Source organism: Carboxylicivirga litoralis, from assembly GCF_025499605.1.
Classification (GTDB): domain Bacteria; phylum Bacteroidota; class Bacteroidia; order Bacteroidales; family Marinilabiliaceae; genus Carboxylicivirga; species Carboxylicivirga litoralis.
Window position 1 is genome coordinate 1 of sequence record NZ_JAFMVC010000044.1, and the last position, 15,933, is coordinate 15,933.

Consider the following 15,933-nt stretch of genomic DNA (forward strand, 5'->3'; position numbering starts at 1 on the left):
TCAAAATAGCCCGCTATTCTTTCATAATTTTCGATTGAAACTCACTATTTATAAGCGATCTGAATCAGAAATTTTACGTCGAACTCAGGTTATTACAGTCTAGGTAATTGCAGTTATTATAGCTAATCCCTGTCATTTGTCTGTTTTATACCAATCATTTTTAATTATCTTTAATCCCTGTGCAGCTGAATCGTCAGCTATTCAGTGAGAAGTAAAGCTTTTTAATGAAGCTAAGAGAGATTAACGCTAACCGACAATAACTATATGCCCATAATTAGTTCGATAATTTCGCTGGTCAATACCCGACGCCTTTCGCAGATTGAGCATTTTAAACAAAATCCAGAAGATGTGCAGAAGGAAGAGCTTCAAAAGTTAATTGATACGGCAAAGCATACAACTTTTGGTGAGGAGTTTGATTTTAAGAGCATTCACAATTATCAGACTTTTGCTGAACGTGTGCCGGTGCGCGATTATGAAGGAGTTAGGCCTTATGTCGAACGGTTGCGAAAGGGCGAAAGTAATCTGCTTTGGCCCGGCGATATCAAATGGTTTGCCAAGAGTTCGGGTACCACATCCACCAAGAGCAAATTTATTCCAGTAACAAAGGAGACATTAGAAGATTGTCATTTCAGAGGCGGTAAAGATGTTCTGGCTTTGTACTTGCAAAACAACCCGGAATCGGACATGTTTAGTGGCAAATGCCTGACGCTAGGAGGGAGTCATCAAATTAATAATTTTAGCAACGATAGTTATTACGGTGACTTATCGGCCATTTTAATTGAAAACTTGCCATTCTGGACGCATTTTGCCCGCACGCCTGAGCAATCTATTGCCTTAATGGATGAGTGGGAAGCTAAACTGGAGAAAATAACAGAAACAACCATTAAAGATAACGTCACATCGCTGGCTGGTGTGCCGAGCTGGTTTCTTGTGCTGATTAAGCATATTTTAAATCAGACCGGGAAATCAAACCTCCTGGAAATATGGCCTAACCTGGAGTTGTTTATGCATGGGGGTATTAATTTCACACCTTATCGAAAACAGTATAAGGAGTTAATACCGACCGATAAAATGAACTACCAGGAGACTTATAATGCCTCCGAAGGTTTTTTTGGTATCCAGGATGATTTAAATGACCCTGGTATGCTGTTGATGTTGGACTACGGTATTTTCTATGAGTTTATCCCACTGAATGAAATCACGCATCCGCACCCTAATGCTAAAACCATCGAAAATGTCGAGCTGGGTGTGGATTACGCCATGGTCATATCGACTAATAGTGGTTTGTGGCGCTATATGATTGGCGATACAGTACGCTTTACCTCTTTGCGCCCTCATAAAATAATTATTACCGGACGAACCAAGCATTACATCAATGCCTTTGGTGAAGAGGTGATGATTGAAAATGCGGAACGTGCTTTGGAAAAAGCCTGTTCTGAAACACATGCTGTGATTAAGGAATATACGGCTGCTCCTATTTTTATGGATGAAGAAACAAAAGGAGCGCATCAGTGGCTGATTGAGTTTGATGAGATGCCCGATTCCATGGAAAACTTTACCGAGTTACTGGATAAGACATTGCAGGAAGTCAACAGTGATTATGAGGCAAAGCGCTACAAAAACATCACTTTGGATGGGCCCGATGTAGTCGTGGCACGTCATCATTTGTTTATGGACTGGTTGAAGAGTAAAAACAAGCTGGGCGGTCAGAATAAGATACCCCGACTCGCCAACAACCGCGAATATATTGATGAATTATTGAAGTTGAATCACTAGAAATGAAATAATATGCATATCGCCGTAGCAGGAAATATTGGTTCTGGAAAAACATCGCTAACCGAATTATTGGCGCACCATTTTGGCTGGGAAGCGCATTTTGAAGACGTAGAAGATAATCCGTATCTGGCCGATTTTTACGAAGATATGCCACGCTGGTCATTTAATCTGCAGATATACTTTCTGAAAAGTCGCTTTTCATCGGTTCAGGAAATTCGAAAATCAGGCAATACTGTTATTCAGGATCGAACCATTTATGAAGATGCTTATATTTTTGCGCCTAACCTGTTCGACATGGGGCTGATGAGCCGCCGCGATTATGAAAATTACGAATCTTTATTTGAAGTGATGAGCAACATGGTGCAACCTCCTGATTTGTTGATTTACCTGCGCGCTTCAATACCTACTTTGGTGGAGCAAATACAAACGCGTGGCCGCGACTACGAAAACAATATTCGTCTGGATTATCTGAAGCGCCTCAACGAACGCTACGAAGCCTGGATTGATAAATACACCAAAGGCAAACTGCTGATTATTGATGCCAACGAAATTGATTTTATCAAAAATAAGTCCGATTTAAGCATGATTATCGATAAGGTGAATGCCGAATTACATGGATTGTTTTAGTCATTTAGACTGAAGACTGAAGATCGAAGATGATTTGCATGATGTGAGTATTTCCAAATCTTCCCCTTGGGGAAGTGCCGATAGGCGATGGGGGCATGCAAGATAGCTCAACGTTTGCTTAAAGTCCAAACAACAAGCCAATATTCAAACTAATCTGGTTCTGTTTCTCATGAGGATTTTCGGTGTAATCCGGCTCTGCATCCGGATGGTAAATGGCTTCCATGTTGGCGATAATATCCATTTGCACATTAATATCCAGCATAGTCTTTTTCGATAATTCAAATAACAGGCCGATTTGTGGAGCTACACCGGGTTTCCAGACTTTTGCGGTGTATTTTACCGATTGGTTGGTAAGGCCGCTTGAAGCAAAATCTATGGAATTAATCAGGTAGTAGGCACCGAACGATAAACCAATATAAGGTCTAATTTCGTTGTGGCTAAAGTAATAGGCACCATTAGCCAGCAAACGAATGGTTTGATACGAGGCGCTCACATCGCCATATTGTTCCACATTCCAAAAGTCGCTGCCATCCTGAAACTGATAACCCACATCGCAACCTAATGTCAGGCGTTTGTTATAAAACCATTTTCCTAGAAAAGCAGCTTGCCATCCGTTTTCAGCCACATCTTTAAAGCCAAGCTCATCAGAAGAACGTCCAATATTTGTTGGGAATGAATAGCCGAGTTTTCCGCCAATAAAGTAATCCTGGGCATTTAAAACACTCGATAAAGCCACCAGGAGTAGTAAAAAAGAAGCAGTTCTCATCATTTGGTTTTTGTTGTTAAGTGTGAAAATAGAAAATGTTTATTAGTTTTGGTAGGTCTCATTTGAGTTTATAACCATAACCTCAGGTTTCCAGCTATGGATTCCGGTTAAAAATCTATATTTTATGTCATTTCTAGGAAACATTATCTGGCTACTCTTAGGAGGCCTTGTCACTGCTATTGAATATTTTATTGCCAGTTTGTTATTGATGATTACTATTGTTGGAATTCCCTTTGGCTTGCAAACTATGAAGCTGGGGGTTTTGGCCCTTTGGCCTTTTGGTTCACAAGTGGTAGATAAACAACAAGCCAGTGGTTGCCTCAATACCCTGATGAATGTGATTTGGATATTTATTGGCGGTATCTGGATTTCTATCTCGCACCTTGTTTTTGGAATCTTATTGGCGATTACTATCATCGGTATTCCTTTTGCCCGCCAGCATTTTAAGCTCGCACATATTGCGTTGGTGCCGTTTGGCAAAGAGGTAAGGTAAATAGTTTTATAATTGGATTAGATTTTTTTAGCATACAATAAGTATTGTGTGTAGGATTTATGTGCTTTAATGCTTGGTGCAATTGATGAATATGAAAGATTTTAAAAAGAAAACTCTTTTAGTGGGCTGTTTGGTTTTGAGCTTGTTTGCCTGTAAGGTTATTAAAATGGAACAGGCACCTGAACGTCTTGCTTATGTATATCAGAATGGGCAGAAACAACTATTGTATGCAAGTCAGTCGGTGGTTGATGTGGAGCGCGAAGCTTTTTCTTTACGCTTTTTAAACAGAAAGTATGTTGGTGATCGGCAACAGTTTTATAGTATGCGCATAGCGGCTTTTCTAAGCGAAAGTCAAATACCTGATATTTATTCGGGCATACCCGAAGATTCGCTGTCCTGTTTTGGTCCAGGTACAGGAATGGCCTCGGCACAAACAGGAGAGTATGAAGTGCTCAACTTTAATTCCAATGCGCATCATTATCTTTTTTATCTGGATGAACGTAGTAAAAGGCTTAAACTGCTTTCGGAAAAGGGCGAGCTGCTAAATCTCGAATTTGAGATGGATTCATTAGGTTTTTGGGGTCATACAGAGGCCATGTCGCAAGTACGTTTGAGTGAGTTTTATTTATTGCTGTATAAGGATGTGAATCTAAATAAACGAGTTGATCAAGGAGAGTGGAGTAAAGTAACTGTACGCATAAAGGGAAACAATCGAGGTTGGAGTGAGTTGTTTTGGAATCAACAGGATAGCTTGGGGCAAACGCCATTGCATCGATTGTTTTTAATGAAGCAATGGGCCGATTGTACAGATAAACAGAAACTCAAAATCGTGGAACGAGCCTGTACGTTGCCTGAAATTAATCTGAACCTTCAGGATGTATATGGCAATACGGCCTTGCACTATGCGGTTGGCACATACAATAGGTACGATAGGGAAACAGGGAAACGCCATCGTACTGGGCATGATTTAGTACTTATTCAAGCACTGCTTAATCAGGAAAGATGCGATGTAAACAGTACCAATTATTACTATTGTAACAATCCTCTGCAAGCGTATCTGATGACTTATGAAACTGGTGTGAACCGCATCAGCCCTAGAGGTATTGAGCTGATTAAGCAATTTCTGCAACGAGAAGATTTGAAACTCAATCATCAAAACAACGTGCATTATACAGCATATGACTATGCAGATCGTAAGAATTGGCTGGATGATGTCAATGATGAGCTCATTGAGCAGCTTAAAAGTGAAAAGGCGTACCATAACGGTGCCACGTCAGAATTATGGAAGGTGCTTAAGCAGGTTGATTTTAATGTCACAGAATTAGATAGTGCTTTTTTTACTCAAAATATCCAGCTTTGTCTGGACTATAATGCCAATCCTAATGGACGACACTATGAATCAACTCCAGTAACAGCTCTTTGCGATACACGTCACCGACCCTATGGTTATGATGAAAATGAAATTGCTGCAAATTTAAACTTGCGAACTATATTAATTAAGCAGTTGATGAATGCAGAAGGGTGTGACATTAATGCACCTGATGGAACAGGATTAACGGCTTTGCATCATGCTGTTAGAAATGATAATGCTGTATTGGTAAAAGCGCTCGTTGAGTGTAGTGAAACAGCTCTGAATACGCCAAATAGTGAGGGTAATACACCTTTGATGGAAGCTTTGCAGGACTTGCGCTATCGATTAAGAGATGCAGACCAAACGATGGCTTGTTTAAAGTATCTGACCGATGATTTGGGGCGAACTAACCTGCATTTGATCAACTATGAAGGTCAAACTTTATGTGATTTGCTGCATCTTCAGTTAGGTGATGATGGCAAAATTAATCCTTCGGTATATCCTGAATTGCATCAGTTTTTAGTCGATTTAAATAAGAAAGTTAAACAATTATTATTTTAAGTAAAAAAGGGTACTCATCGAGTACCCTTTCTAATGTTGTATATCTGAAACAGAGATTATTCTATCACCTTCAGTTCTTTACCAATCTTGATAAATGCTGCAATCGCTTTATCTAAGTGGTGTTGCTCGTGAGCAGCTGATAATTGAATGCGGATACGTGCTTGTCCTTTTGGCACTACAGGATAGTAGAAGCCAATCACATAAATGCCTTCTTCCAATAAGCGTGCTGCAAACTCTTGCGACAATTTTGCATCGTACAACATTAACGCAACGATAGCCGATTCGGTTGGTTTGATATCAAAGCCAGCCTCAACAATCTTTGTTTTGAAGTACTCAGCGTTTGAAATCACTTTGTCACGTAACTCAGTCGACTCAGTTAACATATCAAAAATTTCCAATGCCGCACCAATGATTGAAGGAGCCAGTGAGTTAGAGAATAAATACGGACGTGAGCGCTGACGCAACATGTCGATAATCTCTTTTTTACCGGTTGTGTAACCACCTAACGCGCCACCAAGAGCTTTACCTAATGTACCGGTAATGATATCCACACGGTCCATGCAGTTGTGGTATTCGTGTGTGCCACGACCGGTTTTGCCAATAAAACCAGACGAGTGGCTGTCGTCTACCATTACTAATGCATCGTATTTATCGGCTAAGTCACAAATTTCATTCAATTTAGCGATATCACCGTCCATTGAGAATACACCATCCGTCACAATAATACGGAAACGCTGCTTCTGAGCTGCTTTCAACTGCTCTTCTAAATCAGCCATGTTGGCATGCTTATAGCGGTAACGAGCGGCTTTACACAAGCGCACACCGTCAATAATAGAGGCGTGGTTTAACTCATCCGAAATAATCGCATCTTCAGCTGTGAATAATGGTTCAAAAACACCACCATTAGCATCAAAACAAGCGGCATACAAAATGGTATCTTCCATGCCGAAGAAAGAAGCAATCTTTTCTTCAAGTTGCTTGTGGATGTCTTGTGTTCCGCAAATAAAGCGAACTGAAGACATACCATAACCGTGTGTATCCAAAGCTTTTTGTGCTGCTTTTACCACACGTGGGTGCGATGATAGCCCAAGGTAGTTGTTAGCACAAAAGTTTAAAACAGGCTCTCCGCCCTGAACATTGATTTCAGCACCCTGAGGTGTAGTAATAATGCGCTCTTTCTTATAAAGACCAGATTCTTTAATAGTCTCAATTTCCTGAGCTAGAAAATCCTGAAATTTACCGTACATGACTATAATTTTACAGTGTGATTAATCGATTTTAACCCCAAAAGTACAGGCATTATAATTAAAGAACAATGATGAAAAGCATTTTTTTAACTTTCGAATTAATTTAATTCGTCTTTTATAAGCTTTTGAATGTTGTTCCATTGGCTTTCGTTCATTTTCGGTCCAACCACTTCAATCACGTTTCCTGATAAGATGGAACCAATTTTACCACATTTCTCTAATGATAAATCCTGAATTAAACCAAATAGGAAACCAGCTGCATATAAATCACCGGCACCAGTTGTATCAACACTTTGAGCAGGGATGATGCCTACTTTCACAATTTCGTTGGCACGTTTGATCATCGAACCTTCTTTTCCTAATTTAAGAATGGCGACTTCTGTTCCTTCTGCTAACTGGTGCAATGCTTCTTCGCCTTCCTTACCAGTGTAGGCCTTGGCTTCCTCTTCGTTAGCAAATACAATATCAACGTAGTTATGTACCAGGTTCTTCAGAAACTCAAGGTTTTCTTCCACCACATTAAAGCTGGCTAAATCAATACTGGTTGTTAAGCCATTGGCTTTGGCCATTTTATAAGCTTTCTCAATCAATGCTTTGTTTTGGACCAAATAACCTTCAACATGGAAGTATTTATAGTTGACAAACAAATCATCAATGATATCTTCTTGCGATAATTCAATGGCAGCACCTAAAAAGGTGGCAAACGTACGCTCTGAATCGGGGCTAATTAAAGCATTAGCATGACCGCTTTGTGTTTCTGATTCCAATAGGTGAGGGGTGATGTTGTGCTCGGTCATATCCTTTTTGAAAACCTGTCCCAACTCGTCTTTACCAATTTTGCCAATAAAACCGGTTTTAACACCCAAACTGGCTAACCCGTGAATGGTATTAGCAGCAGAACCACCACTGGCCAAATCTTTTTTAATATGAGAAGTTGCGTCCTGCACTTTTTTAGCCGCTGATTCGTCAACCAACTGCATGCTGCCCTTCGGTAAATTCAATTCATCCAGTAATTGGTCGTTTTCTAAGATGGCTAAGATATCTACCAGGGCATTTCCTAATCCTAATACACTGCTCATAATTAATCGTTTAATATTTTGATGTAAATTTATTCTGAAAATTTTTGTCAAAGATATTGGATATTTTGAAGATTCCTTATAGTTTTGCAACGCATTTGACGAAAATGCCTCCTCAAATAAGGAGTTCAAGACATCTTGAAATGTAAAATTCCCTAGTAGCTCAGTTGGTTAGAGCGGCGGACTGTTAATCCGTAGGTCGTAGGTTCAAGTCCTACCTGGGGAGCTGAAAAGCTTAAACGAAAGCTTAGAATTTGAAAATATTTTCCCTAGTAGCTCAGTTGGTTAGAGCGGCGGACTGTTAATCCGTAGGTCGTAGGTTCAAGTCCTACCTGGGGAGCTGAAAAGCCATCTCATAATTTAATGAGGTGGTTTTTTTGATTTGGTAACCAGGTTAGAGCTGTCCCGTGGCTTCGGGATTCATTAAAATGATGCCATCTTTGTGGCGCTTATGAAGAACGAGGATTATATTCAAACTCCCGGTCTGGCATTAATTTAATGAAATGCATTCAGTGCTTCTAAATAGGGCAGACGCCCCACGTTAATAGCAGGGTCGTAATAAAGCCATATTAATTACATAGTACAGTCAAATTAAATTTATTGATAATCGAATTTAATTTGAGTTTGGTATGAGTTAAATATGACTTTGATTTGAGTTTATTGCATCATTGGTGCTTTATTGATAATAGGAAGCTATGTACTTGTCAAATATCGAAGTTCATGGAGATTATTCGTCTTTGGCTTTTTGAAATAAAAAAAGCCTCACAAAGGAGGCTTTAGATTATTTATGTTTGGCTTATGTTTATTGACCAGCTGGACCTTCGTATTTAGCGTCGCCAAGACCTAATATAGGATAGCAAATGAATGTAAACGGAGGAATTAATAATCCAAGTGTAAAAAGAGTGCTCTTGCCAAAGCTTAAAGATAGAAGGTTGGTAATCCAGATAGCAAAAATAATATTGATGCCGGGAAGAAGTAACCATACAATCCACCAAAGAGGTTTTCCAACTATTTCAATTAATACGATTGTGTTGTAGATGGGGATTAGAGCTGCCCAACCAGGTTTACCAGCTTTTTCGAAAATCTTCCACATTGAAACAATCATTAAAATAAAAATGGCCATATAAATAAGGCCGCCAAATAATCCTACATTTTCCATATATCTGTTTGTTTAAATTGGTTAGAATGATGCTTTGTGCATCATGATTGATAATTTGAATAGTGTGAATATAAAAAAAGCTGCTAGCATACGCTAACAGCTTTGTAATATTTTAATGGGATTAATAATTAGTGACGCAGAATAATGGTTTGTTTATGCGTTTCTAACTATCTTATTTCAATCCTCTTACATTTTTCTCCCAAGCCCATGCCGAAGCTAAAGTTTCCTCAAGCGTTTTTTCGGCTTTCCAGCCTAGTTCGTTGTTGCCATAGGTGGTGTCGGCCCAAATTTTTTCAATATCACCGGCACGGCGGTCAACAATCTTATAATTTAATTCAACCTTGTTGACTTCGATGAATGCTTTAACTAATTGCATTACCGAGTAGCCCGAACCGGTTCCTACATTAAAATATTCGTAGTTGGCTTTTGATTTCCCACTTAACATACGGTCGATAGCTACCACGTGTGCCTTGGCCAGGTCAACGACGTTAATATAATCGCGGATGGCCGTTCCGTCTTCAGTGTCATAATCATCCCCAAATATGCTTAACTCTTCGCGCAGGCCAGCTGCTGTTTGGGTGATAAACGGCACCAGGTTATTGGGCACGCCAACTGGTAATTCGCCGATTAGAGCACTTGGGTGTGCGCCAATTGGGTTGAAATAGCGTAAGGCAATGCAGTTCACGCTTTCGTTCGATGCGCAGTAGTCGCGCATGATGTCTTCGCAAATGGCTTTTGTGTTACCATAGGGCGATTCGGCTTCTTTGCGTGGTGTTTCTTCGGTTACGGGCAACACATCTGGCTGGCCATAAACTGTGCAGGATGATGAAAATACCATATGTGGCACCTTGTATTTATTCATGCACTCCAACAGGTTCATGAGTGAGCCCATGTTGTTACGATAGTATTCCAGTGGTTTTTGCACCGATTCGCCAACGGCTTTAAACGCAGCAAAATGAATGATGGCATCGATGTTTGGGTATTTTTGAAAGAACGCATCGGTTAATTCTCTTTCCGATAAATCGAATTTCTCAAATGCAGGTCGAATACCCGTTATCTTCTCGATGTTATCCAATACTTCAATTTTCGAATTTGACAGGTTGTCAACAATTACTACATCAAACCCTTTTTCCTGAAGTTCTACTACGGTGTGTGAACCAATGTAACCTGTTCCTCCGGTTACTAAAATTTGCTTTGCCATTAGTTTAGCTTTTACATTGTCGTTAAACAAGCTGTAAAAGTACTAAATCGTTTGCAATCATCGGAATGAATTCTGTCATATTTTGACAGTGAAGCCATTAATAAAAGTTAAAAGTACTTTTATATAGCTATTAGATGACAGGGCTTGAGTTGAAGTTTTATCAGCATGCTTTCCTTTTTTTGAATTTTATGTGGTATTCAGTTTATTAACAGGTGTGCAAATTACTTATTCACATAGTTGCATTCGCTTTTTAAGCTCGTATTTAGTAACTTAGCATCGCTATTAACGTTTAGGGGTTAACAACTCATGGTGTTTTCAACCGTTTTTCAACAGTTTACAAACATGTGTTGAAAGAAAGTTAATATTGTGAGTGGCCTTTTTCTTAATTTTGCAAGTATGACAACAGTTGACCAACACATATCTAATCTGTTATTCACACATGAATGTGTGATAATTCCATCTTTGGGAGCCTTGGTATCTACCAATGTTAGTGCCCGATTTGATGCCGATAGAAATATGTTTTTGCCACCATCCAAAGAAATTGGATTTAACCGAAGCCTTTCGCATAATGATGGTTTGCTGATAAGTACATTGGCGCAAGAAAACAACCTTAGTTATGGAAAAGCCAAAGTGATGGTTGAGGAGTTTGTGGCGCAGGTAATGGCAAAGGTTAACAGTGGAGGTGTTGCTCAGATTAATAAAGTAGGCTCACTAAAAAAAGATGCACTTGGTAACCTGCAGTTTGTGGCAGATGCAAGCGAATCTTATTTGACTGATTCATATGGTTTGTCGTCGTTTCATTTTAAACCACTTGTGGCACCTCAAAAACCAGTTATTGAAAATCGTCAGGTTCGCCATTTGTTGCAGCCGGTTGGTTTAAAACAGATTGCTGCTTCAGTAGCCATGGTTATTGGTTTATTCGCCATTTCACAGTCGTTGGATAACCCGATGAGAAATACAACTGCTGAAGCGAATATGTTATCGTTTGTGGTGCCCGCGGTAGATGAGGTCAAGACGGATAATGAAACGCTTACTGTTTCAAGTGATGAAATTGAAGCCGCTATTGAAGAGGCTGTTCCGGTTAAGGACAGTTATTTCTTAATTGCAGGAAGTTTTAAAACCCAAAATCAGGCCAATCGTTTTTTGAACATTATCCACGAAATGGGTGAGGAGCAGGCGTTTGTGCTGGTTAGCCCTAATAATCGTTACCGAGTGGCTATTAATGGTTATGCCTCAAAGGCAGATGCCGTTAATGAACTGAATGACTATCGCCTGAAAGAAGATTTTAAAACCGTGTGGGTTTTAAAACAGCAATAGAAAAGTTTGTACTTAAATACTTAAGGCTGCCTCAGGAGTAAACTGTTGCAGCCTTTTTTGTTTTTAAGAATTCGAGCTTTATATCATGATGCTTCACTGGCTTCTTCCACTTGCTTGAACACGCGCAGGAAGTTACCTCCCCATACCTTGGTGATATCGGTTTCGGAGTAACCTCGTTTAACTAACTCTTCGGTGATTTTCGGAAAATCGGCCACGTCCTTACAGTCTTTTAATCCGCCACCGCCATCGAAATCAGACCCAATGCCAACGTAATCGATACCAACCAGATTTACCACGTAATCGATGTGGTCAACAGCCTGGCTAATGGTAGGCAGCTCAGCCGGATACTTATTATTGATTTCACGCCATTCGGCCCAGGCTTGTTTGCGTTGCTCATCCGATTTAAAGTTAAAGTCGTTGTATTTTATACGCAGTTCCTCTTTCTTCACATAGTTAAGAGAAGTGGTGTCCTCTTCCTCAATGTAAGCTCCTAAAATACATATCTGAATGACGCCGCCGTTTTTGGCTAATGTTTTAATCATATCGTCATTCATATTGCGAGGATGGTTGCAGATAGCTCGAACCGATGAATGCGATGCAAAAACAGGTGCTTTACTTTGCTCCATCACATCGTAAAAGGCTTTATCCGAAATATGCGACACATCGATGAGCATGCCCAGGCGGTTCATTTCTTTAACCACATCCACTCCAAACTCGCTTAGTCCATCATGTTCAGCCCCTAAATCATCAGTTGATGAATCACAGATATCGTTGTTTTTGGTGTGAGCCAGGGTAATGTAACGGATGCCCCTCTTGTAAAATTCCTCAACACGATTAATATCTTTATTTAAGGGAAAACCATTTTCCATGCCCAGGTAGATGGCGCGCTTACCTTCTTGCTCAATTTGGCTTGCATCCTCAGCTTTATAGGCTAGTGTGGCCAGACTTTGATTAGCAGCCAATGCTTTTTCGGTGGAATCTATCATGGCATTCGCCATCTGGTATGCTTGCGAATAGTTGGCTTCTGTTCGCTCGCGTTGGCTGGTGAAAATAGCGAAAAAGATGGCATCCAGACCGCCTTCTTTCATGCGTGGCAGATCGACCCGACTTGATGGTGCTTCATGCTTTTGACCAATATCGAACGGCTCGCGCAAAAAACGCATGGGCGTATCAACATGGGTGTCAATGGTAATGGCTTTGGCATGTGCAGCCTGGGCATCAACAGGTTTTTGTTTACAGGATAATAGGCTGCCAATGGTTAGTGCAGCAATGGATAATGTTTTTATGCTCATGAGTGTAGATTTTTGGTAAAAGTAGGGATAAAGAAGTTAATACCAAATCCGTTATCTTAAGTTGAATTTAGAGCTTTCAGCAATTAATTAAGAGGCAGTAATTATTTGATAGGATGATGTTGATGAGTTGAGAACTTGCTTTTTTCATCTACCTAAAAAGCTAAGCCATATATTTATCCCAAATGTATTTCAAAACGCGCCTAAAGCCGTTTTGCTAATTATCCCAAGATAGTTGGGACTGATATTAGATTAATTGAGTTTTCTAAGCGAAGTGAAATAAAGCTTATTTTAATGTTTAAACGGTATTACTATTTCACTATCTTACCAACTCACTATTGGACGACCATATGAACATTGAAGAGTTTAGAGATTATTGCATTACCAAGCCGGCTGTTACCGAGGCGTTTCCGTTTGATGAAGTGACGCTGGTTTTTAAAGTAGCTGGCAAAATGTTTGCTCTCACCAGTTTGGACAAAGAATTTAGTATGAACCTAAAATGTGACCCTGAACGTGCTATAGAGCTGCGCGAAGAATATCCGGCGATACAACCAGGCTATCACATGAGCAAAAAGCATTGGAATACCGTATATGCCGATGGCTCGATAAAAGATGATTTCTTAAGAGAACTGATTGATCATTCCTACGAACTAGTGGTTAAAAGCCTGACGAAGAAAGTGCGGGAAGAATATAATCTTTAAGTAGTGAGATTTGAGTAATGAGTAGTGAGAAATCTACTCAATTCTCATTACTTTGTACTCAATACTATACAACTATGAAACAACTTGCTAAATATTTTTTTCAGGGATTATTATACGTTCTGCCATTGGGTGTGACCATCTATGTACTGGCCTTTGCATTTATCTGGCTCGATGGATTGTTGCGCGATTTAGAACTTTTTCAACATGAACCTTATGCGCAGTTTAATTTCCCGGGCTTAGGGCTATTGGTAATATTAATCGTGATAACTTTTATAGGTTTTATTGGTCAGAAGCTGATTACAGCGCCCATCGAGAGTCGTTTTGAACGTGGACTAAAAAAGGCTCCTCTGATTAAGGTTATCTACTCATCAGTCAAAGATTTATTGTCGGCCTTTGTTGGTAAAGAGCGTAAATTTGAAAAACCAGTATTAGTTACTCTTGATAAAGAAGGCATTCTACAGCGTTTTGGATTTATTACGGCATCCGATTTAAATGAACTGGGTGTAAAAGATAAAATAGCTGTGTACCTGCCAAGTTCATACGGTATCCTGGGTGAATTGTACGTTGTACCAGCTGAAAATGTTAAGCCCATTGATGCCCATCCGGCTGATGTCATGAAGTTTATTGTGTCGGGCGGTGTCGCTAAAGTTAAGTAAATGCGCTTTCTCCTGATCATATTGCTAACCTTTTTTAGTTCTGGATTATATGCCCAGGAGTTTGAGCAAAGCGGCAAAGCCTCCTATTATGCCAGTTGTCTTGAAGGACGACAGACAGCTAACGGTGATATCTTCAGTAACAACCAATTAACTGCGGCTCATAAATCACTGCCGTTTGGTACACAGCTAGTCGTCACCAACCTGGTTAATAACAAACAGGTAATTGTCACCATTAACGATCGAGGCCCCTTTATTAAAGGACGAATTATTGATTTGAGTCAGGCTGCTGCCCAAAAATTGGGCTTTATCAATCAAGGTATTACTCAGGTGAAAATTGAAATGGCTCATCAAAAGCTTGAGCAAGATCAACTGAAAATTCCTTTGAAAAGTAAAACGATTTGCTTCAATCCAGCAATCAATATTGATAAGTACTCAAGAGATCTACGTTAATCCCCATTTTGTACCTTCGGTACAGTACTTCCCCTTTGCCTCAAGGCAAAAGGGAAGAATGAGTGACCACTTGGATAGATAATAATTCATCCATCTGCCTAACAAAAGCACCTTGCACTGTGCACCCTGCACTTCTTTGTCTTATGTCTTTTATCTTGTGTCTTATTAAATTGTTCGGCACAGCTTTTGATTGTATCTTCGCCATATAAACACCAAAACACATTTAAGATGAAGAAAGTAATTATCATATTGACAGCTGCCATTATGGTTGCTTGTAATCCAACAGCTAAGCTACCCGGCCTACAAACTGGTGGCGATGCTGCTTTTGAACAGGCCGATTATAATAAAGCTTACACCATGTACACCGAGTACATCAATCTGGCTAAAGCCAATGGTGTTGAAGTGAGTGATGATATGTACCAGAAACAGGCACAAACCTGTGCTCAGCTCGATAAAGTGGACGAAGCGTCGGCTATCTACAACCAGCTTTTAAAGGACGATGCCAACATCTCATTAATTGCCGAATATGCGCAAATGCTGCAGAGCAATGCTAAAGTGGATGAAGAAATTGCCCTTTGGACTGATAATGCTGAGCGCATTTCCGATAGTAAACTGACGAAGCTAAAAACCGAACGCTTGGTATTCCTTCATTCATCAAATGAAAACTTTGAGAATGTTGTGGAGGCATATGCTGCCAAAGGCGATGCAGTAGTATCGAAAGAAGCACAACTGGAATACATAAAAGCACTAGAAGCCACAAAAAAAGGTTTAGCAGCCAGCAAGGCTTGCAATGCTTTATTGAAAGAAAATCCTGATTACACCGAAGCATTGGAGTGGAAAGCTAAATACTATTTCAATAAGGCTGAAAATCGCTACAAATACGAAATGGATAAATACAATAAGAATAAAACTGCGGCCGCCTATGCATACCTGCGTCGCGACCTGAAGAAAGTATCTGCCGATTTCCGTATTGCCCGCGATACCTTTTTAAAATTGCGTAAGCAAGACCCCAGCAATAAAACGTACATTAAATATTTGAAAAATACCTACATCCGCCTCGACCAAAACGATAAAGCGGCACAATTGGATAAGTTGCTGAAGTAAAGCGTATACGATAAACACAAACCTGTTAGGTCTTTAAGTCCTGACAGGTTTTTTTATGTCCAAAACTTCAGTACATGACAAAAGTATAATTAATTGAAAATCAATTAATTAAGTAGTTAAATTGCTTGCTTAAAACCTTGATATTCAGTATCTTACAAA

Annotated in this window: 15 protein-coding genes and 2 tRNA genes; 11 read left to right on the forward strand and 6 right to left on the reverse strand. The window is 39.8% G+C overall.

All coding sequences use genetic code 11. From position 1 onward, the window contains the following. The first annotated feature begins 264 nt into the window (after positions 1–264). Complete coding sequence (locus tag J1N10_RS19735) at positions 265–1,776, forward strand: GH3 auxin-responsive promoter family protein (protein ID WP_262328455.1); 1,512 nt, start codon at positions 265–267, stop codon at positions 1,774–1,776. Positions 1,777–1,788: 12 nt separating this feature from the next. Beyond that, positions 1,789–2,403 (forward strand): deoxynucleoside kinase, encoded by a 615-nt coding sequence (locus J1N10_RS19740; RefSeq protein ID WP_262328456.1) that lies wholly within the window; start codon positions 1,789–1,791, stop codon positions 2,401–2,403. A 118-nt stretch (positions 2,404–2,521) separates the two neighbouring features. On the opposite strand, the gene J1N10_RS19745 is transcribed toward J1N10_RS19740, so the two are convergent. After that, positions 2,522–3,172, reverse strand: a complete 651-nt coding sequence (locus J1N10_RS19745) for a hypothetical protein (protein ID WP_262328457.1) — start codon at positions 3,170–3,172, stop codon at positions 2,522–2,524. Positions 3,173–3,293: 121 nt separating this feature from the next. On the opposite strand from J1N10_RS19745, the gene J1N10_RS19750 reads away from it, so the two are divergent. Next, a complete protein-coding gene (locus J1N10_RS19750) occupies positions 3,294–3,662 on the forward strand; it encodes a YccF domain-containing protein (RefSeq protein WP_262328458.1) in 369 nt (122 codons plus the stop codon). A gap of 91 nt (positions 3,663–3,753) precedes the next feature. Continuing rightward, positions 3,754–5,574, forward strand: coding sequence for an ankyrin repeat domain-containing protein (locus J1N10_RS19755; protein ID WP_262328459.1), 1,821 nt, complete (start codon positions 3,754–3,756; stop codon positions 5,572–5,574). 56 nt (positions 5,575–5,630) lie between these two features. Here the strand turns inward: J1N10_RS19755 and kbl are convergent, their stop codons facing one another. Both kbl and J1N10_RS19765 read right to left on the reverse strand, forming a co-directional pair. Then, positions 5,631–6,821 carry a glycine C-acetyltransferase gene (kbl, locus tag J1N10_RS19760; protein ID WP_262328460.1) on the reverse strand — a complete coding sequence of 397 codons (1,191 nt, stop codon included), beginning with the start codon at positions 6,819–6,821 and terminating at the stop codon, positions 5,631–5,633. Positions 6,822–6,919: 98 nt separating this feature from the next. Continuing rightward, entirely contained in the window at positions 6,920–7,900 is a 981-nt protein-coding gene (locus J1N10_RS19765) for an adenosine kinase (RefSeq protein WP_262328461.1), read from the reverse strand. A gap of 149 nt (positions 7,901–8,049) precedes the next feature. Here J1N10_RS19765 and J1N10_RS19770 point away from each other — a divergent pair. Together J1N10_RS19770 and J1N10_RS19775 are read left to right on the forward strand one after the other, a co-directional pair. Further along, a tRNA-Asn gene (locus J1N10_RS19770) sits at positions 8,050–8,123 on the forward strand. A 40-nt stretch (positions 8,124–8,163) separates the two neighbouring features. Beyond that, positions 8,164–8,237: transfer RNA gene (locus J1N10_RS19775), tRNA-Asn, on the forward strand. Positions 8,238–8,699: 462 nt separating this feature from the next. Here J1N10_RS19775 and J1N10_RS19780 read toward each other — a convergent pair. Both J1N10_RS19780 and galE read right to left on the reverse strand, forming a co-directional pair. Next, a complete protein-coding gene (locus J1N10_RS19780; protein ID WP_262328462.1) occupies positions 8,700–9,056 on the reverse strand; it encodes a DUF5684 domain-containing protein in 357 nt (118 codons plus the stop codon). 172 nt (positions 9,057–9,228) lie between these two features. Beyond that, a complete protein-coding gene (gene galE / locus J1N10_RS19785) occupies positions 9,229–10,257 on the reverse strand; it encodes a UDP-glucose 4-epimerase GalE (protein ID WP_262328463.1) in 1,029 nt (342 codons plus the stop codon). 396 nt (positions 10,258–10,653) lie between these two features. On the opposite strand from galE, the gene J1N10_RS19790 reads away from it, so the two are divergent. Continuing rightward, the gene (locus tag J1N10_RS19790) at positions 10,654–11,574 is read left to right on the forward strand and encodes an HU domain-containing protein (RefSeq protein ID WP_262328464.1); all 921 of its coding nucleotides are present in this window, start codon (positions 10,654–10,656) and stop codon (positions 11,572–11,574) included. Between the two features lie 83 nt (positions 11,575–11,657). Here J1N10_RS19790 and J1N10_RS19795 read toward each other — a convergent pair whose 3' ends face one another. Beyond that, entirely contained in the window at positions 11,658–12,866 is a 1,209-nt protein-coding gene (locus tag J1N10_RS19795; RefSeq protein ID WP_262328465.1) for a dipeptidase, read from the reverse strand. A gap of 347 nt (positions 12,867–13,213) precedes the next feature. On the opposite strand from J1N10_RS19795, the gene J1N10_RS19800 reads away from it, so the two are divergent. The 4 genes from J1N10_RS19800 (at position 13,214) to J1N10_RS19815 (ending at position 15,774) form a co-directional block, all read left to right on the forward strand. Then, positions 13,214–13,564, forward strand: coding sequence for an MmcQ/YjbR family DNA-binding protein (locus J1N10_RS19800; protein WP_262328466.1), 351 nt, complete (start codon positions 13,214–13,216; stop codon positions 13,562–13,564). Between the two features lie 74 nt (positions 13,565–13,638). Next, positions 13,639–14,220 (forward strand): DUF502 domain-containing protein, encoded by a 582-nt coding sequence (locus tag J1N10_RS19805; RefSeq protein WP_262328467.1) that lies wholly within the window; start codon positions 13,639–13,641, stop codon positions 14,218–14,220. Continuing rightward, a complete protein-coding gene (locus J1N10_RS19810) occupies positions 14,221–14,670 on the forward strand; it encodes a septal ring lytic transglycosylase RlpA family protein (protein WP_262328468.1) in 450 nt (149 codons plus the stop codon). A 228-nt stretch (positions 14,671–14,898) separates the two neighbouring features. Beyond that, positions 14,899–15,774, forward strand: a complete 876-nt coding sequence (locus J1N10_RS19815; RefSeq protein ID WP_262328469.1) for a tetratricopeptide repeat protein — start codon at positions 14,899–14,901, stop codon at positions 15,772–15,774. Positions 15,775–15,933: the final 159 nt, after the last annotated feature.

Bases quoted from the DNA above. Each gene is read 5' to 3' on its own strand.
- J1N10_RS19815 (WP_262328469.1), top strand. From the start codon at position 14,899: ATGAAGAAAGTAATTATCATATTGACAGCTGCCATTATGGTTGCTTGT.
- J1N10_RS19800 (WP_262328466.1), top strand. From the start codon at position 13,214: ATGAACATTGAAGAGTTTAGAGATTATTGCATTACCAAGCCGGCTGTT.
- J1N10_RS19740 (WP_262328456.1), top strand. From the start codon at position 1,789: ATGCATATCGCCGTAGCAGGAAATATTGGTTCTGGAAAAACATCGCTA.
- galE (WP_262328463.1), bottom strand. From the start codon at position 10,257: ATGGCAAAGCAAATTTTAGTAACCGGAGGAACAGGTTACATTGGTTCA.
- J1N10_RS19750 (WP_262328458.1), top strand. From the start codon at position 3,294: ATGTCATTTCTAGGAAACATTATCTGGCTACTCTTAGGAGGCCTTGTC.
- J1N10_RS19780 (WP_262328462.1), bottom strand. From the start codon at position 9,056: ATGGAAAATGTAGGATTATTTGGCGGCCTTATTTATATGGCCATTTTT.
- J1N10_RS19755 (WP_262328459.1), top strand. From the start codon at position 3,754: ATGAAAGATTTTAAAAAGAAAACTCTTTTAGTGGGCTGTTTGGTTTTG.
- J1N10_RS19765 (WP_262328461.1), bottom strand. From the start codon at position 7,900: ATGAGCAGTGTATTAGGATTAGGAAATGCCCTGGTAGATATCTTAGCC.
- J1N10_RS19795 (WP_262328465.1), bottom strand. From the start codon at position 12,866: ATGAGCATAAAAACATTATCCATTGCTGCACTAACCATTGGCAGCCTA.
- J1N10_RS19805 (WP_262328467.1), top strand. From the start codon at position 13,639: ATGAAACAACTTGCTAAATATTTTTTTCAGGGATTATTATACGTTCTG.
- J1N10_RS19810 (WP_262328468.1), top strand. From the start codon at position 14,221: ATGCGCTTTCTCCTGATCATATTGCTAACCTTTTTTAGTTCTGGATTA.
- J1N10_RS19735 (WP_262328455.1), top strand. From the start codon at position 265: ATGCCCATAATTAGTTCGATAATTTCGCTGGTCAATACCCGACGCCTT.
- kbl (WP_262328460.1), bottom strand. From the start codon at position 6,821: ATGTACGGTAAATTTCAGGATTTTCTAGCTCAGGAAATTGAGACTATT.
- J1N10_RS19790 (WP_262328464.1), top strand. From the start codon at position 10,654: ATGACAACAGTTGACCAACACATATCTAATCTGTTATTCACACATGAA.
- J1N10_RS19745 (WP_262328457.1), bottom strand. From the start codon at position 3,172: ATGATGAGAACTGCTTCTTTTTTACTACTCCTGGTGGCTTTATCGAGT.